This window comes from Qipengyuania nanhaisediminis (assembly GCF_900115585.1).
Taxonomy (GTDB): domain Bacteria; phylum Pseudomonadota; class Alphaproteobacteria; order Sphingomonadales; family Sphingomonadaceae; genus Qipengyuania; species Qipengyuania nanhaisediminis.
On sequence record NZ_FOWZ01000001.1, the window covers coordinates 234189 to 256283 of the forward strand.

The window sequence follows — 22095 nt, forward strand, 5'->3', positions numbered from 1 at the left end:
TCCTCGTGCTGGCGCGGCATGAAGCTGCCGCAGAGGCACTATAGCACACCCGCGTCCGGCCCGGACCTCACCCGTGCGCGGCGATGAATTCCTCGACCACCGGGGCAATCTTTCCGCGCCATTTGCTGCCGTTGAAGATGCCGTAGTGCCCGGCCCCTTCGGCCATGTAGTAGCGCTTCTTCGAGGCATCCAGATTGGGCGTAAGCTCCAGCGCGGCGCGGGTCTGGCCGAGGCCCGAAATATCGTCGCGCTCGCCCTCGATGGCGAGGAGAGCGGTTCCGGTGATATCGCCGAGGTCGATACGCTTGCCGCGGTGCATGAAGGTGCCATTCGGAATTGCGTGCGTCTGGAATACCTCTTCCACCGTCTGCAGGTAGAATTCGGCGGTCATGTCGCACACGCTGCGGTATTCGTCGTAGAAATCCTTGGTCGCCTGCGCGCTCGCCTCGTCGCCCACGGTGAGGTGTTTGAACATCTCGTAGTGGCTCATCATGTGATTGCCGAGGTTCATGCTCATGAAGCCGGCAAGCTGCATGAAGCCGGGATAGACGCGGCGGCCGCCGCCGCGATACTGCATCGGCACGGTGGCGATGACATTGTGCTGGAACCACTCGATCGGGCGTTCCATCGCGAGGTCGTTGACGCTGGTCGGCGAACAGCGCGTGTCGATTGGGCCGCCCATCATGGTGAGCGTCTTGGGCGCACAGTCATGGCCGTCGCGGTTCATGATCGCGGTTGCGGCGAAGACCGGGACCGAAGGCTGGCACACGGCCATCGCGTGGGAACCGGGACCGATGTGCTCGAGGAATTCGATCACGTAATCCATGTAATCGTCGAGGTCGAAATGCCCCTCGTGCAAGGGTACATTGCGCGCATCCGCCCAATCGGTGACGAACACGGTGTAATTTTCCAGCATGCGCTCCACTGTGCCGCGCAGGAGCGTTGCATAGTGCCCGCTCATCGGGGCGACGATCAAGAGACGCGGCGCATCTTCGGCAAGTCCTTCGCGGCGGAAGCGCTTGAGATCGCCGAACGGCCGGTTGACCACGGTCGCTTCTACGACGGGCCAGTGCCTGCCTTCCGCCTCGACGCTTTCGATACCCCAGGCGGGCTTGCCATAAGTGGCGGTGGCATGGGCGAAGACCTCCAGCGCGCTGGCAGCGATCGGGCCCAGCCCCAGATATCCGCCCATGTAATTCTGCGGCAGGGCCGGGTTGGACAGCATTTCCGCCCCGATAGACGCCCAGGCGCTCGCGCTCGATAGCCAGCTGCGCTGGAGTTCATAGGCTTGATAAAGCATTCGCGTCCCCTGCTGCCCGCGCTGTTATGGTCTTGCTGCGGGCCCTTGATCCAAACCGGCAGTCTGACGAGTGAATTGTCGTTGTGCAATGCACAAATGGTGTAAAAGTGCCCGAAACGTGCCTCCCCTGTGGATTTTGCGGCCCGCGCTGCCTAGGTGGAGCCAATGGACGAGACGGGCGACATTGCAGAAGCCGAAGCCATGCCGAAACGCGGCATGTTCCGCCGCCGGCGCAAGGACGGGGAAAGCCGGTCGCTGGGCGCGCTGGCCATGGTCTGGCAGTCCGCCAAGGCCTATCCGCTCCAGCTGACGCTGGCCTCGGTCGCGCTGCTCGCAACGGCCCTCATCACCTCGCTTGCCCTGCCGAGCGCGCTCAAGCTGATCATCGATCGCGGCTTCGGCAGCGACGGCACGGGCGATATCGGCCGCTGGTTCCGTTACCTGCTCGCCCTCGTCGCGACGCTGGGCATATTCACCGCACTGCGCTTCTATTTCGTCAGCTGGCTGGGCGAACGCGTGGTCGCCGACATCCGGCGCAAGGTGCACGAGAACCTGCTGCGCCTGTCCCCCTCCTTCTTCGAGGAGAACAGCCCCAAGGAAATCTCCAGCCGGATGACCTCCGACACCGCGATCATCGAACAGGTGGTTGGCACGACCATTTCCATGGCACTACGAAATGCCATCATGGCGGTGGCAGCGGCAGGCTATTTGTTCTGGCTGGCGCCGCAGCTGGCGGTTTACATCTTCATCGGGATACCGGTGGTCATCCTGCCGATCGCGATTTTCGGCGCGCGCCTGCGCAATATCAGCCGATCGAGCCAGGACCGCATTGCCGATGTCGGCGCCATGGTCACCGAGGTGCTCTCCGCGATGAAGGTCGTGCAGGCGTTCGGCCAACAGGATCGCGAAGGCGGCCGTTTCGCCGACGCGGTCGAGCGCACTTTCGAGACGGCCCGCAAGCGCGTGCTCCTGCGCGCCCTGATGACCGCCACCGCCATCACGCTGATCTTCGGCTCCATCGTATTGCTGCTCTGGCGCGGGGCAGTGCTGGTCGAGGCGGGGGAGCTGACCGGCGGAACGATCATGGCCTTCGTCTTTGCAGGCATGATTGTCGGCGGAAGCGTCGGCGCGCTGGCCGAAGTGGTCGGGGACCTGCTGCGCGCAGCCGGTGCCGCCCAGCGCCTCAGCGAACTGCTGGCCGAAAAGCCGGGCATCGCAGCACCCGCGCGCCCGGAAGCCCTCCCCGAGCCTGCCCGCGGCAGCCTGTCCTTCCGCAACGTCACCTTCCGCTATCCGACACGGCTCGAAGCGCCTGCCATCACCGACTTCAGCCTCGAGGTCGAGCCGGGCGAGACGGTCGCCATCGTCGGACCTTCCGGCGCCGGGAAATCGACGATCTTCCAGCTGGCCGAGCGTTTCTACGACCCACAGGCGGGCACGGTCAGGCTCGACGGCATTCCCCTGACCAGCGCCGATCCCGCCGCAATTCGTTGCCGGATCGCTTTCGTCCCGCAGGAAGGTGTCCTCTTCTCCGCCAGTGCCCGCGACAATTTGCGCTATGGCAATTGGGAGGCGAGTGAAGAAGAAATCTGGGCCGCTGCGCGCGCAGCGAATGCAACAGAATTCCTCGAGAAACTGCCCGAAGGTCTCGACACCTATCTGGGTGAGAACGGGACGCAGCTTTCAGGCGGCCAGCGTCAGCGTATCGCGATCGCCCGCGCCCTGCTGCGCGATGCGCCGATCCTGCTGCTGGACGAAGCCACCAGCGCACTCGATGCCGAAAGCGAGCGCCTGGTGCAGGATGCCCTCGAACGCCTGATGGAAAACCGCACGACGCTGGTAATTGCGCACCGTCTCGCCACTGTGCGCGCGGCCGACCGGATCGTCGTGATGGACGAAGGGCGCATTGCCGAACAGGGCACCCATGCGCAGCTATCCGAAAGCGGCGGGCTCTATGCGCGGCTCGCCTCGCTCCAGTTCGGCCTCGAAAGCGCCTGATTCCCTCAATTCTTCGACCAAAGCGATGACTGGACCGACGAGCGGCGACCGATCCTCGCCCGCTTTCGCTAGCTAGCATGCACTCGAATCCGCGCGCGGGGGGCGCGCATACAAGATTTCCTTCGGAGACTTCGCACATGACCAAGAATTTCCTTGCCGCAGGGGCGTCTGCCATCGCCCTAATCCTCGGCGCGCCTGCAGCGGCCGAAGAAGCGGCCAGCCCGACGATGGACTTCGGCACCTGGGGTGTCGGCACCGACCTGATCGACGACAGCGTCGATCCGGGCGACGATTTCAACGCCTACGTCAACGGCAAGTGGATTGCCGAAAACGAAATCCCTGCCGACCGCCAGCGCTTCGGAGCGTTCGACATGCTGCGCGAAGGATCGATCCATGACGTGCAGACACTGGTGAACGACCTCGTCGCGTCCAACCCGGAGCCTGGCACTGCGGCCCGCCGTATCGTCGATGCCTACAGCGCCTATCTCGACGTCGAGGCCATCGATGCAAGCGGACTGGCGCCTGCGCGTCCCTATCTCGACACCATCTTCGCGGCAGAGGACCTTGCCTCGCTGGTGTCCTTGTTCGGCGATCCGCGCTATCCCGGTCTCGTCACCGCCGGCGTCACGATCGACGCCCGCAACCCCACCGACCATGCAGTCGGCATCGGGTTCGACGGCATGGGCCTTCCCGACCGCGACTATTACCTCGTCGATTCCGAAAGCAATCTGAAGGTTCGCGAGGCCTATATGGAATATCTTGCGACCATGCTGGGCGCGGCAGGCTATGCCGATCCCGCAGCGGCTGCGCAGGCAGTGTACGCATTCGAACACAAGGTCGCCGAGCTGGAATGGGCCCGCCAGGTCCTGCGCATGCCGAAGCTCACCTACAACGAACTGACGCCCGACGACCTGGCGGAAATGGCCGGCGATTTCCCGATCGCCGCCCTGCTCGAAGCATCGCAGCTTGGCGGACAGGAACGCTATCTCGCACGCCAGCTCCCGCCGACGGCGGAAGAAATCGAGGAGCTGGAACTGACGCAGGAACAGCTGGACATGATCGGCGGCGGCCTCCCGGCGATGATGCAGCTGCTGACCGAGACGCCGCTGGCAACGCTCAAGGCCTACATGGCTACCCGCTTCCTCCAGAATAACGCTGCGGTCCTTTCCGCTGAGCTCGATGATGCGAATTTCGCCTTCTACGGCAAGACCATCAATGGCCAGGAAGAACAGCAGGAGCGCTGGAAGCGCGCGATCAACGCAGCCGAAGGCGCTCTGGGCGAACAGCTTGGCGCTCTTTACGTCGCCCGCTATTTCCCGCCTGAAAGCAAGGCGCGCATGGACGAGCTGGTCGCAAACCTTTCTCGCTCCATGAGCATGGCGCTCGATGCGAATGAGTGGATGACGCCGGAGACCATCGCCGAAGCGCGTACAAAGCTCGAAGGTTTCGTCCCGATGATCGGCTATCCGGCCGAGTTCGAGACTTATGACGGCCTCGAAATCGACGCCACCGACCCGCTCGGAAACCTGATGAATGCGCGGGTGTGGCAGGAAGAAGACGGCCGCGCGCGCCTCGGCACGAAGGTGGATCCGACCGAGTGGGGCATGTTCCCGCAGACGGTGAACGCCTATTATTCGCCGCTCACCAACCGGATCGTCTTTCCCGCAGCCATCCTGCAACCGCCCTTCTTTAATGCCGAGGCCGACGAAGCCGTGAACTATGGCGGCATCGGTGCCGTGATCGGTCACGAGATCGGCCACGGATATGACGACCAGGGCAGCCAGTTCGATGCCACCGGCACGCTGCGCAACTGGTGGCAGGATTCCGACCGCAAGGGCTTCGAGGAATACACCAAGCGCATGGCCGGCTTCATCGAGGCCTACTGCCCGGTCGATAGTCCGGAAGGCCCCGTCTGCCTGCGCGGCAACCAGTCCATGGGCGAAACGCTTGGCGATGTGGTCGGCCTGCAGATGGCCTATCGCGCCTATCGCCTCTCGCTCAATGGCGAGGAAGCGCCGGTGATCGACGGGCTGACCGGCGACCAGCGCTTCTTCCTGGGCTTTGCGCAGATCTGGCGCGGCATGGAGCGCGAGGAAAGCCTGCGCAACCGCGTGATGACCGCCAACCACCCGCCGGGCGAATTCCGCCTCAACAATGCCGTGCGCCATCTCGATGCATGGTACGATGCGTTCGACGTGTCGCCGGAAGACGATCTCTACCTGCCGCCGGAAGAGCGCATCAAGATCTGGTAAGCGGATCGCTATCCCTACAATTCGAACCCCGTCGGCCCGGTGCCGGCGGGGTTTTTGTTTGACTTGTCCAAACCTTGTGCCAATTCCACCGCGACATGACCTTCCTCCAAGAATTGCTGATCGCACTGGTCCAGGGAATCACTGAATTCCTCCCGATTTCCTCCTCGGGCCACCTGATCCTGATCCCCAAGCTGACGGATTTTCCCGACCAGGGGCCGCTGATCGACGTCGCCGTGCACGTGGGTTCGCTGCTCGCGATCATCCTCTACTTCCGCAAGGACGTGATGGGCCTTGCGCGGGGCGGTTTTGCCAGCGTGGGCCTGGCCAAGGACGATGCCCAGCGCCGCCTGTTCTGGTTCGTGGTGATCGGAACCATCCCTGCTGTTGCGCTCGGGCTGTTCCTCAAGCTCGGCGGGTATCTGGAAGGTTTCCGCTCGACCCAGCTGGTCGCGACGAACCTGATCGTCTTCGGTATCTTGCTCGGCCTTGCCGACCGTTTCGGCAAGGAAACCAAGGCCTATGAGGACATGACGCTGCGCGATGCCATTCTCGTCGGTCTTGCCCAGGCGATGGCGCTGATCCCCGGCACCAGCCGTTCGGGCGCCACCATGACTGCCGCGCGGGCCCTTGGCTACCAGCGCGTGGAATCGGCCCGCTTTTCCTTCCTGCTTGCCATTCCTGCCGTTGCAGGAGCGGGCCTGCTTGCAGCCTTCGACCTGGCCGACGCAACGGCCCAGATGCAGCAGGACGCCATCGTCGCCGGCATCCTGACCTTCTTCACCGCGCTGGCAACGATGGTTTTCCTGATGAATTTCCTCAAGAAAGCGTCGATGCTGGTCTTCGTGATCTACCGGGTTGCCCTCGGCGCAGCACTGCTCGCCTTCCTCTGAGAACAGCTCCAAACCTGCCACCGTTCCGTCACATTTGTGGAACCAATCGCCGCAAGCGGCTTTTTATTGGGCACGAGTAAACCGCAAGGACTGACTATGGGTCTGATTATCCTGATCGTGACGGGCGCCCTGATGGGGTGGCTTGGATCGATCGCACTCAAGATCGAAGATGGCCGTACCATTCTTCGCAACGTGCTGGCCGGCATTGCCGGTTCGCTCGTCGTGGGGATTGCTACTTCCGGCGGCGTTTTCCTCGGAGCGATCCGGGCGGGCACGCTGCTGTGGGCCACCATCGGTGCGATTGTGATGGTCGGACTCTACAATGTCGTTCGGGAGCGGGTGCTGCGCTGACCAGCGCGTATCTCAACATCGATTGACCAATAACCGGACGGCCCAATCCTGGCGCCGCCCGAATACCAAGGGGAAGACCACAATGAAATTCACCAAAGCAACTCTCGTCGCTTCTGCCGCCGCCATGAGCCTCGGCCTTGCCGCTTGCGACAGCGCCGCAGAAAACGAAGCTGAAGCCAACATCGAAGAGATGGAAGACGCTCGCGACGCACAGGTCAATGAAATGGAAGCTGCCGGTGAAATCACCGACGAGCAGGCCGATGCCATGGACGACCAGACCGACGCGATGGAAGAGTCGATGGAAGAACAGGCTGACGAAATCGACGAGATGTAATCTCGAAGCTTTCCAAGCTTACCAAAACGAAGCGGCCCCGGAGCGATCCGGGGCCGTTTTCATTTAGCGATCAGACCGGCTTCGCGCCCGATCCGCGCCCACCGCGCAGGGTGTATTCCAGCGTGCCGCGGTTCACGACGTAATCGACATCGATCACCGCCGTATTGGCATAGGTGAAACCCGGGCCGAGGCTCTTGTAGAGCTTGTCGAAGTCCCGCTCCACCGTCTGGCGGTAAAGGTCCTCGAAGCTGGGAATGACGAAATAGGTCGGCTGCAGGTCGCTGATCACGTAGTCGGTGCGCATGACCCGGTCGACATTGAGCATGATGCGATTGGGGCTTTCCGCCTCCACTGAATAGACGACTTCAGTCGGGCCGGACAGGATACCCGCGCCATAAGCACGGATGTCGCCGGGCTGTTCCTCGATCAGGCCGAATTCGACCGTATACCAGTAGAGCGAACCGAGCGCCTTCAGCCGGTTGTAGCGCATCGCCTTCCAGCCCGCGCGGCCATATTCCTGCATGTAATCGGCATAGACCGGATCGGTCAGCATCGGCACATGGCCGAACACGTCGTGGAAGACGTCCGGCTCCTGAATGTAATCGAAGGTCTCGCGCGTGCGGATGAAATTGCCTGCCGGGAAGCGGCGATTGGCGAGGTGCCAGAAGAACACGTGATCGGGGATCAGCATGGGCACCGGCACCACGCTCCACCCCGTCAGCTTGCCCAGCTCTTCCGAAAGCTTGCCGAACTCGGGCACGCCGCCGCGCCCGAGGTCCAGTTTTTCGGTACCTTCCATGAAAGCCGTCGCCGCACGGCCCGGAAGCACGTCCATCTGGCGCGCGAAAAGGTCGTTCCAGATCGCGTCGTCTTCGCTGTCGTATTCGGTCTGCTTCGGTTCCAGCCAGTCGTCGCCAACATGCTCCGGCTTTTTCAGCGGGGCCGTGAAGACGTCGTCCGGCAAGTCCGGGAGACGCGAAAAATCCTGTTCGGTTTTTGCAAGTGTAGCCATATCGTTGCCGTTGATACTAGCATACGCAGCCGGACACAAACCGATCGGAGCAGAGCGTGAAGAAGAGCGATTACGAAGACGCGATCGAACCCATGCAGGAAGAGCTTGTCGGCATGGCGCGCTGGGCGATGGCGACCGGTCAGCGGATCGTTGTGTTGTTCGAAGGACGCGATACCGCCGGCAAGGGCGGTGCGATCAAGGCCGTGCGCGAACGCCTCAATCCGCGCCAGTGCCGCATTGTCGCCCTGTCGAAGCCCAGCGAGGAAGAGCGCAGCCAGTGGTATTTCCAGCGCTATGCCAAGCATCTCCCTTCCGCAGGCGAAATCGTGCTGTTCGATCGCAGCTGGTACAATCGCGCCGGGGTCGAGCGGGTTATGGGCTTTGCCGATGATGGCCAGGTCGATGATTTCCTGCGCCAGGTCCCTGCTTTCGAAAAGCTGCTGGTCGACGATGGCATAATGCTCTTCAAATACTGGCTCGGTACCGATCAGGAACAGCAGGAAGAGCGCCTGCGCGAACGGCTGGAAGACCCGCTCAAGCGCTGGAAGCTCTCTCCGATCGATCTCGCCGCGCGCAGCAAGTACGATGAGTATACCCGCGCCCGCGAAGCCATGCTGGCAGCGACCCACACCGAATGGGCACCGTGGACGCTGGTCGATTTCAACGACCAGAAGCGCGGCCGATTGACCCTGGTACGCAATCTATTGGATCGCCTGCCCGACACGCGGGTGGAGCCGCCCTCTATCGACTTTCCCGATCTTGGGCACGATCCGGTGGAAGAGACCTATGGATCGCTCAAACCTATTGCGGATTATCCGGTCGACTAGGCGAGGGTCGCGCTTGACTTCACCACCTGTCGCCCGTCTCCGGCGAAGGCTCCCATTTCGATCCCGTCATCGCCTTCGCGCAATGCGAGGTGCAGCGTCTCGCCCGCTATTGCCGGGCTCGCCCCGCGGAAGGTGAAGCTGGCAAGCCGGTTCTCGCCATATTTTTCGGCGGCGAGTTGCAACAGCAGGCTAGCGCTGAGAGGACCGTGGACGACCAAGCCGCGATAGCGCTCAATCTCGCGCGCATACGGCGCGTCATAATGGATGCGGTGGGTGTTGAAAGTCAGCGCCGAAAACCGGAACAGCAGGCGTTCGTCGGGGACGAATTCGCGGTGCGCCTCCCATTGCGAGGGGTCGAAACTGCCCTCGCCAGCAGGCGGCGGGGAAAGGGGCGCGTCTGTGGCGAGTGCTTCGAGGTAGACGACGCTCTGCCGCTCGCTGACGGCCAGCACACCATCGGCGCTGGTCTCGTGATCGATCTCGACGAAAACCATCTCACCCCTGCTGCCCGACTTGGGCGTGACCGACACAATGCGGCTGGAGCGCTCGATGGTGGCGCCGACGGAGATTGGAGCGTGGAACTGCATCGCGCTCGATGCCCACATGCGGCGGGGAAGCGGAATGGGCGGCAGGAAGCTGGCCTGGCTCTGATCGCGCGTCGGATGGCCGTCTTCGCCAAGTTGCGAAGTCCGCGCTTCGGGCGTGCAGAGGCATAGGTGGATGCCCTGCGGCATCTGCGCTTTCGTCGGCGCATCGCGATCGAAAGTCGCGCACCAGCGCGCGGCAAGCCCAGGATCGAGCCGGTCCGCGCTACGCTGTTCGCGCCCGACCCATGCCTGCCAGTCGCTCATCAGGCCGCGCGCTCGAAAACGGCGGCCATGCCCTGCCCGCCGCCAATGCACATGGTCTCGAGGCCATACTTCACTTCGCGGCGCTGCATTTCATGCGCCATGTCGGCCAGGATGCGGATGCCGGTCGCACCGATGGGGTGGCCGAGCGAGATGCCCGAGCCGTTGACGTTGACGATGTCGCGGCGGCTGTCGTCCTCGGCAAATCCCCAGCCCTTCAGCACGGCGAGCGCCTGCGGAGCGAAGGCTTCGTTGAGTTCGATGAGACCGATATCGTCCCATCCGAGGCCGCCCCGCGCAAACAGCCGCTCGACCGCAGGGACCGGGCCGATGCCCATGCGGCTGGGATCACAGCCCGCCGCGCTCCATGAATGGAACCACAGGATCGGCTCGAGGCCGAGTTCCTCGACCTTGTCTTCGGCGACGACCAGGCAGGCCGCTGCGGCATCGTTCTGCTGGCTGGCATTGCCTGCCGTCACGATGGCTTGCGGGTCACGCTTCAGGTCGATAGCGCGCAGCTTGCCTAGGCTCTCCATGTCGGCATCGGCGCGGAAGCCCTCGTCCTTGGCGAAGACGACGGGATCACCTCGGCGCTGCGGGATCTCGACCGCCACCAGCTGATCGTCGAACTTACCCTCTTCCCATGCCTTTGCCGCGTTCTGGTGGCTGCGGACCGCGAAAGCGTCGGACGCCTCGCGGCTGATGTCGTAATCCTTGGCGAGGTTTTCAGCCGTCTCGATCATGCCGGTAATGACGCCGAAGCGCTCGATCGGCTGGCTCATCAGGCGGCCTCGGGTGAGGCGGTCCCACATGACCATGTCGCCCAGGCGTGCACCGTGGCGGGCCTTGGTCGTATAGTGTTCGACATTGGACATGCTTTCGACGCCGCCTGCCAGCACGCAATCGGCCATGCCGGTCTGGACCATCATCGCCGCCGTTGCGACCGCCTGGAGGCCGGAACCGCAGCGCCGGTCGAGCTGCATGCCGGGCACTTCGATCGGATAGCCCGCGGCAAGCCAGCTCCAGCGTCCGATAGCAGGTGCTTCACCGCTGCCGTAACCTTGGCTGAAGACCACATCGTCAACGCGCATGGGGTCGACGCCCGAACGCTCGACCAGAGCCTTGATGATGACCGCACCCAGCGCGCCCGCCTCGAGCGGGGCGAGGCTGCCGAGGAATTTCCCGACGGGAGTGCGCAAGGGCTTGCAGATGGCAACGCGGCGAAGCTGGGTCATGAAAATTAGTCCTTATCGGAAAGACGGGCGATATCGCGGTCCACCAGCGCGCCGATGGCGCCCGAGGACAGGCCGAGACGTGTCGCGAGCACTTCTTCGGTATGCTGGCCGAGGTAGGGCGCAGGTGCAGGCTCGCCAGCATCGCGTCCCGGGATATTGGCGAAGCTGCGAGTGGCGGGATATTCGAAGCCGGAGGGGTTGGCGGACGTCCGCGTGAAGAGCGGATTGTCGTCGACCAGAACCGGATCGTTCGCCGCTTCGTGCATGGTGCGATAGCGCTCGAAAGTGCAGCCCTCTGCCGCCATACGGCGCTCGAGTTCCGGCCAGTCCATTGTTCCGGCGCGCGACTGGAAGAGGTCGAAGAGGGCATGGCGGTGCTTGAAGCGCGGGTCATCGCCATCGGCGAAACGGACGCCGCATTCCTTCTCCAGCGCGGCGATTTCGTCTTCGACGCCAAATGCCTTTACTAGCCCTGCCCACTGCTTTGCTGTGAGCGCGGCGACCATGAAGCGCGTGTTGTCGAGACTGCGGAAATCGCGCCCGAACGCGCCCCAGATCGCATTGCCGAGCCGCTCGCGATCTGCCCCGCGATAGAGCATCTCGGCCATCGCACCGCTGTTGGCGACCGTGCCGATGGCGACATCGCCCAAGGGCACGCGCAGCTGGCTGCCCTCGCCGGTGTGGTCGCGGTGGCGGATCGCGGCGACGAGCGCGAAGGCGCAATAGGCGCCGGTGATGAAATCCCACGCGGGCAGGACCTGGTTGACCGGCGGCGCGGTTGCCTCGTCCCAGTCCTCCGGTCCGCACATCAGCGGATAGCCGCTGGCGGCGTTGACGGTGAAGTCCATTGCCTGGCGCCCGTCATGCCAGCCCATGATGCGCACGCTGACAAGGTCGGGGCGGTTCGCCGCGACAGCATCGTGCGAGAGGAAGCTCTTTTCCGGCAGGTTGGTGATGAGGTTGCCGGTTTTCGCCGACAGTTCGACCAGCAATTCACGCCCCTCGCCGCTCCTGAGGTCAAGTGCGACCGATTTCTTCGCGCGGTTGAGGTTCTCCCAGCTTAGAGAGCGGCCCTCTTTGGTGAGCATGTAGCGATCGTAATCGAGCCCGCCTTCCTTGTGGTCGACGCGGATCACCTCCGCCCCCATCTGCGCGCAATAAAGCCCTGCGGTAGGGGAGGCGACGAAGCTGGACGCCTCTATGATGCTCAGGTCGTTGAGGAGGCCGTACACGCCTCAAACGCTCTGTGCATATTCGCGCAGCATCCGCTTGGCGATCTGCAACTGCAGGATTTGCGTGGTGCCTTCGTAGATGCGGTAGATGCGCGCATCGCGGAAGAAGCGTTCGGCGTCGTATTCGGCGAGGTAGCCTGCGCCGCCATAGATCTGCACCACACGGTCGACAACGCGGCCGCACATTTCGGATGCGAAGACCTTGAAGGCGGCGGCATGTTTCACGGTGTCCTCGCCGCGATCCACGCGCGCGGTGACGTCCGCCATCATCGCTTCGGCGGCGTAGATCTCGGTCCAGCTTTCGGCCAGCATCTGCTGGATCAGCTGGAAGTTGGCGATGGGTTCGCCGAACGCCTGACGCTCGTTCGCATATTTGATCGCGCTGTCGAGCGCACGGCGGGCATAGCCAGCGCTCGCCGCGCCGACGGAAATCCGGCCGTTGTCGAGGCTCATCATGGCGAAACGGAAACCCTGTCCGGTTTCCCCGCCAAGCAGGGCATCGCCCGGCACGTGCACGTCGTCGAGCATGACATCGGAGATATGGCTGCCTGCCTGACCCATCTTCTTGTCGGGGCTGGAGGTGGACATGCCCGGCGTATCCATCGGCACGATGAAGGCAGAGACATGAGCGTTCTTGGGCAGCGCGTCCTTCTCCGTACGCGCCATGATCAGGGCGACGTCGGCGTGCGGCGCATTGGTGATGTAGCGCTTGGTCCCGTTGAGGATCCAGCCGTTGCCGTCGGGATCGGGCTTCGCCATCGTCTGCATCGCAGCGCTGTCGCTGCCGCTGCCCGGCTCGGTCAGGCCGAAACAGGCAATCTCGCCGGCGGCGATACGCGGCCACCATTCGGCCTGCTGTTCCGGTGTGCCGCCGTTCTTGATCGCGGAATTGAACATGCCGACATTTATCGAGAAGATGGAGCGATAGGCCGGCGCGGCATAGGCCATGGTCTGCACGACCTTGGCATATTGGGTGATGTTGAGGCCCGCGCCGCCGAATTCTTCGGGCACGGTCAGGCCGAACAGGCCCATGTCCTTCATCTCGGCCAGGATATCGTCGGGGACCTTGTCCTGTTCGATAACGTCCTTTTCAGCCGGGATCAGCCGTTCGCGGACATAGCGTTCGAGCTGGTCCAGGAACTGGTCGAAAGTCTCCGCATCCATTCCGGGGTTGGGTGTCGACATGGCCTATTCCTCTCCTGCCTCGGTATCTGCTTGGGGGACCGTATCGGGTCCGGTTTCGAGACGCGCTTCGTCCAGCATGCTGGCAGCGTCTTCGAGCGCCTGCGCCTCGTCCGCAGTCACTTCGGGAGGCGCGGCGGGAGGCCCCTCGCTGCATCCGGCGAGTGCGATCGCGGCAAGGGCCGCAAGAGTTTCGAGTCGTCTCATCGAAGACAGACTAATCCCGCGCAACGGCGGGGCAAAATCCGCTACGGCAAGCAAAGGGACAGACGCGCCCTTCGCGCCCGTCCCCTGCCCGCGTAACCTACGCTTACTGGTTTTCTTCGGCCATCGCGTCGAGCGCGGCTTCCGCAGTGGCGGCGGCATTATCGCCGGCCTCTTCGATCGACGCGGTTTCAGCTGCCTCTGCAGCCGAATTGTCGACTTCGACCGGTTCGCTTGCAGCGGCGTCTTCGACCGGCTCTTCGGTCACCGGCTCAAGCGCCTCGTCCGCAGCAACTTCGACCGTGTCGGCCTCTGCTTCGGTCGACGCGTCGTCGGCACTGCCACAGGCGGCCAGCGCCAGCGAAGCGGTTGCAGCGGCAAGAATACGGAACTTCATGTGTCTCTCCTGATCTGAGCGCCGGTCGGCGCTGTCGGGAGGGGTGGTTAATATGCACTGGCCCCAAGGTCCAAGGGGAAAATGCAGCAACGCCGCTTGCGCGCTGAGCACGAGGCGGCGAGAGGGTGGCATGCCCCCGCTCGATGGAGACAATCTGGACCGCGCCCGCGAAGCCCTGCGTTCGACCTTCGGGTTCGACGGATTCCGCGGTCGGCAGGAAGATGTCGTCGAGCGTGTCCTCAATGGACAGTCCACACTTGCAGTGATGCCGACCGGTGCAGGAAAGTCGCTGACCTATCAGCTTCCGGCGGTCATGATGCCAGGCACCTGCATCGTCATCAGCCCGCTCATCGCGCTGATGCACGACCAGCTGCGCAGCGCACGGGCAAACGGGGTCCGTGCCGCCACGCTGACCAGTGCCGATGCCGACTGGCGCGAAACGCAGGATGCTTTCCGCGCGGGAGAGCTGGACCTGCTCTATGTAGCGCCGGAGCGCGCCAGCCAGCCGGGTTTCCGCGACATGCTGGGCGCTGCACCGCTCGCCCTGTTCGCGGTCGACGAGGCGCATTGCGTGTCGGAATGGGGGCACGACTTCCGCCCCGATTACCGCCAGCTGCGCCCGTTGATGGACGCCTTCCCCGATGTGCCTCGCCTGGCGCTGACGGCCACCGCAGACCGGCAGACACGCGCCGACGTGATGACGCAGCTAGGCGTTCCGGAGGACGGGCTGGTGCTCGCCGGCTTCGACCGGCCCAATATCCGCTATGCGATCACCACGCGCGACAATCCCGTGCGGCAGATTTCCGATCTCATGGCCCGCCAGCCCGGCCCCGGCATCGTCTACGCCCAGACCCGCCGCAAGGTGGAGGAGCTGGCCGAAAAGCTCGCCGCTGCAACCGGCCGCGCCGTGCGTCCCTATCATGCAGGGCTTCCGGCAGAGACGCGCGCCGCCAACCAGGCGACCTTCGTCGAGAGCGAGGACATGGTGATCGTCGCCACGATTGCTTTCGGCATGGGGATCGACAAGCCGGACGTGCGCTTCGTTGCCCATGTCGGCGTGCCCAAGTCGATCGAAGGCTACTATCAGGAAACAGGCCGTGCCGGGCGCGACGGCGATCCGAGCCTTGCGACCATGTTCTGGGGCGCAGCCGATTTCGCCACGGCGCGCCAACGCCTGATAGAGTTACCGGAAGGGCGACGCAGCGCGGAGCGGGCGCGCCTCGATGCGCTGGCCGGACTGGTCGAAACGCCGCATTGCCGCCGCGCGGTTCTCCTGCGCCATTTCGGGGAGGACCCCGACGAAACTTGCGGCAATTGCGACAATTGCCTCGATCCGCCCAAGGTCACGGACACCACCGAACTCGCGCGCAAGCTGCTCTCGGCGGTCTACCGCACGGGCCAGAGCTTCGGCATGGGACATCTGCAGAAAGTGCTTGTCGGCGCCGAGGACGAGCGCGTGCGCCAGCGCGGACACGACCGGTTGAGCGTCTTCGGTATCGTCGAAGGCGAGGACGCCCGGCTCTTGCAACCGCTAGGCCGGGCGCTCCAGGCGCGGGGGGATCTCGTCCCGACCGAGCACGGCGGCCTCTCGCTTGGCGGCGCGGCACGCGAGATAATCAAGGGCGAGCGCAAGGTCGAGATCATCGTCCCGCCCAAGCGCAGCCGCAGGCGGCGCGGCGAAGCGGCAGCCAATCCGGTCGGCGATCCCTTGTTCGAGGCATTGCGCGATCTGCGCCGCGATCTCGCCAAGGAGGCGGGTGTCCCGCCCTATGTCGTATTCCACGATTCGACCCTGCGCGAAATGGCTTCAAGCCGGCCCTCGACCCTGTCTGAACTGGGTCGTCTCGGGGGTGTCGGAGCGCGCAAGCTCGACGCCTATGGCGAACGTTTCCTGGCAGAGATCGCCCGCCACTGACCGGATGTTCTTGACCGAACACTGCGCCTGATATATTTATGATATCATAATTATATAACAGGAGGCAGGTTATGTCGGTGGAATTGTCCGGAATGAAAACCAGCCGCGAAAGCGCGGCGACGAGTTACAATGGCTACATCATGTTGTTGGTGCTGGTCGGCCTTATCGCCGTCCTGGCTCTTGTCCTGCCCGGCCTGGCGCCCGAGGACGGCGCGGCGTCGGGGGCGAAAATCCTCTTCCTGGTAGCCCTGTCCACTTCGGTCATCGGAGTCGTGATCGTGGGCCTCGGCTTCTTCATGATCCAGCCCAACCAGGCGGCGGTCATCACGCTGTTCGGCGAATACAAGGGTAGCGAGCGTACCGAGGGGCTGCGCTGGGTGTGGCCGTGGATGGGCAAGAACAAGATTTCGGCCCGTGCGCACAATATCCATTCCGAACGGGTCAAGATCAACGACCTGCGGGGTAACCCGATCGAGATCGCCTGCAACGTGGTCTGGCGCGTGCGCGACACTGCCCAGGCGAGCTTCGATGTCGACGACTACAAGGAGTTCGTGAACATCCAGATTGAAGCGGGCCTGCGCACCGTCGGCTCTCGTCATCCCTATGATGATTTCGAAGGCGAGGAAGTCACGCTTCGCGGAGGCGGCGACGTGGTCAACCGCGAGCTCCTGGAAGAGCTCAACGACCGGCTCAAGGTCGCCGGCATCGTCGTCGATGAAGCGGGCCTCACGCACCTCGCCTATGCGAGCGAAATCGCCAGCGCCATGCTCAAGCGCCAGCAGGCCGACGCCATCATCGCGGCGCGCACCAAGATCGTGCTGGGTGCGGTCGGCATGGTCGAGGATGCCCTCACCAAGCTTAGCGAAGACAATATCGTCGAGCTCGACGACGAGCGGCGTGCGGCCATGGTGTCCAACCTGATGGTCGTGCTGTGCGGCGAGAAGGATGCGCACCCGGTGGTCAACGCCGGCTCGCTGTACTGATCTGAAGGACTAGCGGAGAGGCCTCATGGCCAAACCACCAGCCAAGAAAGCCTTCGCCCTGCGTCTCGACCCGGCTGTCCATGCTGCGGTCGAGCGCCTGGCGGCGGACGAATTGCGCAGCGCCAATGCGCAGATCGAAATGTTGTTGCGCGAAGCGCTGAAAAAGCGCGGTATCGACGTCGCGATTTCCAAGCAGCCCAAGCGCGGGCGCCCGAAGAAGGAGGACTGAGATGAAGGACGACAAACCCTGGTTCGCCCCCAAGCGCTTCGGTTACGGCGCAGGGCTGCCGATCGCCTGGCAGGGCTGGGCGCTGCTGGCCGTCTATACGCTGGTCATGCTGTCTCCGGCGCCCGTGCTGGAGTGGGATCCGGCCATCGGGCTCGGCTTTGCGATCGTGGTCTGGCTGCTCGCCACTCTCGCCGTGGTCTTCATCGCTAAGCACAAGACGCGTGGCGGCTGGCGCTGGCGTCATGGCGAGAAGGATTGACATCCGTATCCGCGCGATCATCCTGTTTGCGCGATGTTAACCATTAAATCCTATGCAATTGCGATGGTTTCGCCCTTCGCCTCTGCTGCCGATCGCCTCCCGCGTTGGATCGTGGCCGGCGTCGCGGCCCTCGCAGTTGGCGCCATTCCGCTTGCTGCAGTCATGGCCCAACCAGCCCGCGGAAACTTCACCATCGCAGAAACGGGACAGGGATTCGCGCTGCTCCAGGACGCGGTCGACGCTATTGGCGATGCCAGGGGCACGATCCTCGTGGCGCCCGGCGTTTACGACCAGTGCGCGGTCCAGAAAGCAGGCCGGATTGAATTTCGCGCGGCGGAGGCCGGCAAGGCGATTTTCGACGGCGGAATCTGTGAAGGCAAGGCGGCGCTTGTCCTGCGCGGCGATAGCGCGGCCATCCGGGGGCTGACCTTTGCCAACATGCATGTGCGGGAAAAGAACGGTGCCGGCATCCGCCTGGAAAATGGCGAACTTTCCATCGTCCAGAGCTGGTTCCGCGATAGCGACCAGGGATTGCTGACGGTCAACGGCAAGTCGAACCGGATCACCATCGACAAATCCACTTTCACCCGTCTCGGCACCTGCGAAGGAAGCGGCGGGTGCGCCCATTCGATCTATGTCGGCGACTATGGCGAACTCGAAGTGACGCGCAGCCGCTTCGAACAGGGGCGCGGCGGGCACTATGTGAAATCACGCGCCAGTCGCAATCGCATCGCCAACAACAGTTTCGACGACACCGGCGGGCGCGGCACGAATTACATGATCGACCTGCCCGAAGGGGGCTCGGGCATGATCAGCGGGAACTGGTTCGTCCAGGGCAAGGACAAGGAAAACTGGTCCGCCCTGATCGCGATCGGCGCGGAAGGCGGGAAATATTCGTCCGACGGCCTGGTCATCCGCGACAACGACGCGCGCCTTGCGCCCGGCATCACACGCAAACCCGCATTCATTGCCGACTGGACGGGTGACGCCCTTGCCGTCGGCGAGAACTCGCTGGGCACGAACCTTAAACCTTTCGAAAGCCGCTGAGGAACGCCCTCGCCCCCGGCATCGTTGATCGGGAAAGGAGCGAAACATGGCAGGCGGATGGGCGCGAGACGGCGCCGTACAGGACCAGATTGACGACACGGTAAGCGATGCCGTCAGTGCGGCGCGCGCGCGCATGCCGCGTGGCGACAGCGCCGAATATTGCGATGAGTGCGGAGAGCCGATCCCGCAGAAGCGCCGCGATGCCTTGCCCGGCGTACGCACTTGCGTCGCCTGCCAGTCGGCCCGCGATGCCACCACCCGCCAGTCCGGCATCAATCGCCGCGGCAGCAAGGACAGCCAGTTGCGCTAGGGCGCAATTCGGTTCACGGCCCCGGAATGGCATCACCCTTCATCTGGCTCCAGCACATGCTGCCGCACCACGCCGTCTCCCGCATGGCGGGCTCTCTCGCCTCGAGCGAGGCGGGCGCGGTCAAGAACCTGCTGATCCGCCGCTTCATCGACGCATACGACGTCGACATGAGCGAAGCGGCGCGCGGCATCGATGAATACCGCAGCTTCAACGACTTCTTCACCCGCGAACTGAAGCCCGGCGCCAGGCCGCTGGCCGATGCCGGCGAGTATATCCTTTCCCCCGCCGACGGCGCGATCAGCCAGATCGGCCGCATCGAAGATGGCAAGATTTTCCAGGCCAAGGGACGGCATTTCACCGCGCGCCAGCTGCTCGGCGGCGACGAGGACGCAGCGCGCCTGTTCGAAGGCGGCACCTTCGCCACGGTATATCTGAGCCCGCGCGACTATCACCGCGTCCACATGCCCGCAGCAGGCCGGCTCACCAGCGCCACCTATGTCCCCGGAGACCTGTTCTCGGTAAACCAGGTCACGGCAGAGAATGTCGATGGCCTGTTTGCCCGCAACGAACGGCTCGCCTGCCTGTTTGACGGCCCCGACGGTTGCTTCGCCAGCGTCATGGTCGGCGCGATGATCGTGGCGGGGATTGAAACGGTGTGGTCTGGACTGGAAGAGACCCATTCGCCCAAGCTGAAGCGGACCGATTTTTCCGGCGGCGCACATTCCTTCGAGGCAGGCGACGAAATGGGCCGCTTTATCCTGGGATCGACCGTCGTGCTGCTGTTCGAACCGGGCCGCGTCGAATGGCTCGACGGGTTCACGCCTGGCGACAGCGTCCGGATGGGCGAAGCGCTTGGACGGCGCCTTCAGCCGAACGCCGGGGCGTAGCTCACGACACCTGTCGGCGCGTCGCCGGCAATGACAAGGCGCTGAAAATACTCGGGCGGCGGACCGGGGTATTCCAGCCGCGGATCATGTTCGAAACCGAAGCGAGCATAATAGGCAGGATCGCCGAGCAGGACTATTCCGGCAGCGCCTCTCTCCCGCATGTCTGCGATAGCCCGCTGCATCAGCCGAAAGCCGATACCGCCCCGCTGCAAGGAGGGCAGAACGGAAATCGGCCCGAGCCCATACCAGCTGCCCGCCTTGCCATCGATGGTAACCGGCGACACCGCGACATGTCCGATAATGCGTTCGGCATCCTCCGCCACCAGCGAAAGCGTCAGGTCGCCATCCTTCCTAAGCCGGTCGACGATTGCCACTTCGGAGCCGTCGCTGTGCTTTCCGCCCTTGAAAGCGGCCTCTGTCATGACGGCGATAGCCGCGTGGTCCGATGGCTCTTCAGGCCTGATCGCCACTGCATTCATGGCAGCAGGTGCCCGGCGCGGTCACGCTTCGTTGCAAGATAGCGGGCGTTGTGGGGATTGTCCGGCAGGGCGTGCGGCACGCGCTCGTCGATTTTGACGCCATGCGCGCCAAGTGCGTCCACCTTGGCCGGGTTATTCGTCATCAGGCGGATGCTGCGCACACCAAGCAGGTCGAGCATCCTTGCGGCAGTGGGAAAGTCACGCGCTTCGTCCGGCAGGCCCAGCCGCGTGTTCGCATCGACCGTGTCGAATCCCTGGTCCTGCAGGCGATAGGCGCGCAGCTTGTTGATGAGGCCGATGCCGCGTCCTTCCTGCCTCATGTAGAGAAGCACACCCCAGCCGCCTTCTTTCGCCTCATGCGCCATTGCATGAAGGGCCGCGTCGAGTTGCGGCCCGCAATCGCATTTGAGGCTGCCGAGCACATCGCCCGTCAGGCATTCGGAGTGCAGGCGCACAAGCGGCGGCTTGTCCGAGCGTTCCTTGCCGATCACCAGCGCCACGTGCTCGCGCGTATCGTCGGGATGGCGAAAAGCCACGATCCGCGCATCGGGTGCAGCATCCACCGGCAGGGAAGCACGCGATGCGATGCGCAAGGTGTCAGCCTGCGAAAAAGCGTCAAGATCCGACGCTTCGAGATGCACGGCCTCTCCCGCACCGTCCGGAGCGACGAGAAACGCGGGCAATATCCCGGCGATCCGCGCCAGTTCCAGCGCGGCGGCGGCCTGCTCTTCCCATTCCAACGCCAGCGCCTTGAACGGCCCCTTCATGGGCTTGGTCAGATCCAGCGCGGGATCGGCAATTGCCAAGGCTTCAGGCAGGTCGAACGTCTCCGCCCCGCGCAGCAGGACGGGCTGGCGCGGTGCCGCGGCCTCGCGCTGGTTTGCCAGCTTCAGCGTCGCTGCGCGGGTGGCGGAAATCAGCATCTCGCCCGCGGACACTTCACCGAATGCCGTTTCGACCGGCTGCAACAGCGGCGCACCGGCGATCGCCAGCGGCCAGCCATGCCTCAGCGCATCAACGGCCTGCGCCGCCCGGCGGGAAGGCGACGGTTCGCTCAGAGAGAAAACTCCGTCATCAGCGGGACGTGGTCGGAGGGCTTTTCCCAGTCGCGCGCATATTCGTGGACCGAATGGCCGGTTGCCTGTTTCGCAAGTTCCGGGCTGGCCCACATGTGGTCGAGCCGGCGACCGCGATCGTTGGCCTTCCAGTCCTTCGCGCGGTAGCTCCACCAGCTGTAATAGCGTTCGGGCGCAGGGATATGTTCGCGCCCGATATCGGCCCAGCCATGAGCGTCCATGAACCGCTGCAGCGCATCGACCTCCACCGGCGTATGGCTGACGACCTTGAGCAATTGCTTGTGGTTCCACACATCGCTTTCGAGTGGCGCGATATTGAAATCGCCCACGATCAGCGTCGGACGGTCGATCTTGTCAGCCCAGCGCGTCATCCGTTCGAGAAAATCGAGCTTCTGGCCGAATTTGTGGTTCTTCTCGCGGTCCGGCTCGTCTCCGCCAGCGGGGACATAGACATTCTCGACGATCATGCCCTGGTGTGCTGGATCGGTCAGTTCCACGCCGACGTGCCGCGCTTCGCCATTGTCCTGCCAGTCGTGCTTCGAAAAATCGCGGAAGGGGATTTTCCCGACCGTCGCCACGCCATGATAGCCCTTCTGGCCGTGGATCGCGAAGTGTTCGTAACCGAGTTCGCGGAAAGCCTCGAAAGGGAACTGGTGTTCCTGGCACTTGATCTCCTGCAGGCACAGGATGTCGGGCCCTTGCTCTTCGAGAAAGCGGGCGACGATCGGCATACGCAGGCGGACGGAATTGATATTCCAGGATGCAACAGAAACCATGGCCGCCGAGATAGGGCGGCGAAGCGCGGCGGTCCACCCTGCCGCACACAACAAAAAACCCTCGAGCCGGGG

Annotated in this window: 24 protein-coding genes; 13 read left to right on the plus strand and 11 right to left on the minus strand. The window is 63.7% G+C overall.

Features of this window, described 5'->3' with window-relative positions:
- Positions 1-67 precede the first annotated feature (67 nt).
- Positions 68-1300: a polyhydroxyalkanoate depolymerase gene (locus BM173_RS01250; protein ID WP_090476578.1), complete on the minus strand. Its 1233-nt coding sequence runs from the start codon at positions 1298-1300 to the stop codon at positions 68-70.
- Positions 1301-1501: 201 nt separating this feature from the next.
- On the opposite strand from BM173_RS01250, the gene BM173_RS01255 reads away from it, so the two are divergent.
- The 5 genes from BM173_RS01255 (at position 1502) to BM173_RS01275 (ending at position 7125) form a co-directional block, all read left to right on the plus strand.
- On the plus strand, positions 1502-3298 hold the full coding sequence (locus BM173_RS01255; protein WP_245755777.1) for an ABC transporter transmembrane domain-containing protein: 1797 nt from the start codon (positions 1502-1504) through the stop codon (positions 3296-3298).
- A gap of 137 nt (positions 3299-3435) precedes the next feature.
- Positions 3436-5550 (plus strand): M13 family metallopeptidase, encoded by a 2115-nt coding sequence (locus tag BM173_RS01260; protein WP_090476582.1) that lies wholly within the window; start codon positions 3436-3438, stop codon positions 5548-5550.
- A 95-nt stretch (positions 5551-5645) separates the two neighbouring features.
- Positions 5646-6440, plus strand: coding sequence for an undecaprenyl-diphosphate phosphatase (locus BM173_RS01265; RefSeq protein ID WP_090476585.1), 795 nt, complete (start codon positions 5646-5648; stop codon positions 6438-6440).
- Between the two features lie 96 nt (positions 6441-6536).
- Positions 6537-6791: a GlsB/YeaQ/YmgE family stress response membrane protein gene (locus tag BM173_RS01270; protein WP_090476587.1), complete on the plus strand. Its 255-nt coding sequence runs from the start codon at positions 6537-6539 to the stop codon at positions 6789-6791.
- Between the two features lie 82 nt (positions 6792-6873).
- Complete coding sequence (locus BM173_RS01275) at positions 6874-7125, plus strand: hypothetical protein (protein ID WP_090476589.1); 252 nt, start codon at positions 6874-6876, stop codon at positions 7123-7125.
- A 70-nt stretch (positions 7126-7195) separates the two neighbouring features.
- On the opposite strand, the gene phhA is transcribed toward BM173_RS01275, so the two are convergent.
- Positions 7196-8137 carry a phenylalanine 4-monooxygenase gene (phhA, locus tag BM173_RS01280; protein ID WP_090476591.1) on the minus strand — a complete coding sequence of 314 codons (942 nt, stop codon included), beginning with the start codon at positions 8135-8137 and terminating at the stop codon, positions 7196-7198.
- Positions 8138-8193: 56 nt separating this feature from the next.
- On the opposite strand from phhA, the gene ppk2 reads away from it, so the two are divergent.
- The gene (gene ppk2, locus BM173_RS01285) at positions 8194-8964 is read left to right on the plus strand and encodes a polyphosphate kinase 2 (protein ID WP_281247518.1); all 771 of its coding nucleotides are present in this window, start codon (positions 8194-8196) and stop codon (positions 8962-8964) included.
- On the opposite strand, the gene BM173_RS01290 is transcribed toward ppk2, so the two are convergent.
- The 6 genes from BM173_RS01290 to BM173_RS01315 form a co-directional block, all read right to left on the minus strand.
- Entirely contained in the window at positions 8961-9815 is an 855-nt protein-coding gene (locus tag BM173_RS01290) for an HTD2 family dehydratase (protein WP_090476593.1), read from the minus strand. The two genes, ppk2 and BM173_RS01290, sit on opposite strands and share 4 nt — an antisense overlap.
- Positions 9815-11047 (minus strand): acetyl-CoA C-acetyltransferase, encoded by a 1233-nt coding sequence (locus BM173_RS01295; RefSeq protein WP_090476597.1) that lies wholly within the window; start codon positions 11045-11047, stop codon positions 9815-9817. The genes BM173_RS01290 and BM173_RS01295 overlap by 1 nt, the downstream gene beginning before the upstream one ends.
- Before the next feature lie 5 nt (positions 11048-11052).
- Positions 11053-12279 carry a CoA transferase gene (locus tag BM173_RS01300; protein WP_090476599.1) on the minus strand — a complete coding sequence of 409 codons (1227 nt, stop codon included), beginning with the start codon at positions 12277-12279 and terminating at the stop codon, positions 11053-11055.
- Between the two features lie 3 nt (positions 12280-12282).
- The gene (locus BM173_RS01305; RefSeq protein ID WP_224802989.1) at positions 12283-13464 is read right to left on the minus strand and encodes an acyl-CoA dehydrogenase family protein; all 1182 of its coding nucleotides are present in this window, start codon (positions 13462-13464) and stop codon (positions 12283-12285) included.
- A gap of 3 nt (positions 13465-13467) precedes the next feature.
- On the minus strand, positions 13468-13668 hold the full coding sequence (locus BM173_RS01310) for a lipoprotein (RefSeq protein ID WP_090476603.1): 201 nt from the start codon (positions 13666-13668) through the stop codon (positions 13468-13470).
- A gap of 103 nt (positions 13669-13771) precedes the next feature.
- A complete protein-coding gene (locus tag BM173_RS01315) occupies positions 13772-14062 on the minus strand; it encodes a hypothetical protein (protein ID WP_090476605.1) in 291 nt (96 codons plus the stop codon).
- Positions 14063-14192: 130 nt separating this feature from the next.
- Here BM173_RS01315 and recQ point away from each other — a divergent pair, with 130 nt between their 5' ends.
- The 7 genes from recQ (at position 14193) to asd (ending at position 19692) form a co-directional block, all read left to right on the plus strand.
- Complete coding sequence (gene recQ, locus BM173_RS01320; protein ID WP_090476607.1) at positions 14193-15977, plus strand: DNA helicase RecQ; 1785 nt, start codon at positions 14193-14195, stop codon at positions 15975-15977.
- Positions 15978-16069: 92 nt separating this feature from the next.
- The gene (locus BM173_RS01325) at positions 16070-16960 is read left to right on the plus strand and encodes an SPFH domain-containing protein (protein WP_090478293.1); all 891 of its coding nucleotides are present in this window, start codon (positions 16070-16072) and stop codon (positions 16958-16960) included.
- Between the two features lie 25 nt (positions 16961-16985).
- Entirely contained in the window at positions 16986-17189 is a 204-nt protein-coding gene (locus BM173_RS01330) for a type II toxin-antitoxin system antitoxin (RefSeq protein ID WP_090476609.1), read from the plus strand.
- 1 nt (position 17190) lies between these two features.
- Complete coding sequence (locus BM173_RS01335) at positions 17191-17448, plus strand: hypothetical protein (protein WP_090476612.1); 258 nt, start codon at positions 17191-17193, stop codon at positions 17446-17448.
- A gap of 33 nt (positions 17449-17481) precedes the next feature.
- Positions 17482-18495 (plus strand): right-handed parallel beta-helix repeat-containing protein, encoded by a 1014-nt coding sequence (locus BM173_RS01340; RefSeq protein WP_342741964.1) that lies wholly within the window; start codon positions 17482-17484, stop codon positions 18493-18495.
- A 46-nt stretch (positions 18496-18541) separates the two neighbouring features.
- Positions 18542-18805, plus strand: coding sequence for a DksA/TraR family C4-type zinc finger protein (locus BM173_RS01345; RefSeq protein ID WP_090476616.1), 264 nt, complete (start codon positions 18542-18544; stop codon positions 18803-18805).
- Positions 18806-18831: 26 nt separating this feature from the next.
- Complete coding sequence (gene asd, locus BM173_RS01350; RefSeq protein WP_090476618.1) at positions 18832-19692, plus strand: archaetidylserine decarboxylase; 861 nt, start codon at positions 18832-18834, stop codon at positions 19690-19692.
- Here the strand turns inward: asd and BM173_RS01355 are convergent.
- From BM173_RS01355 to xth, 3 genes are read right to left on the minus strand one after another with little or no spacing between them, the layout of a single operon-like run.
- On the minus strand, positions 19671-20171 hold the full coding sequence (locus BM173_RS01355) for a GNAT family N-acetyltransferase (protein ID WP_090476620.1): 501 nt from the start codon (positions 20169-20171) through the stop codon (positions 19671-19673). The genes asd and BM173_RS01355 overlap by 22 nt on opposite strands.
- Entirely contained in the window at positions 20168-21277 is a 1110-nt protein-coding gene (ribA, locus tag BM173_RS01360) for a GTP cyclohydrolase II (RefSeq protein WP_090478297.1), read from the minus strand. The genes BM173_RS01355 and ribA overlap by 4 nt, the downstream gene beginning before the upstream one ends.
- Positions 21226-22023 (minus strand): exodeoxyribonuclease III, encoded by a 798-nt coding sequence (gene xth / locus BM173_RS01365; RefSeq protein ID WP_090476622.1) that lies wholly within the window; start codon positions 22021-22023, stop codon positions 21226-21228. Before xth ends, ribA begins: the two co-directional genes overlap by 52 nt.
- Positions 22024-22095 lie beyond the last annotated feature (72 nt).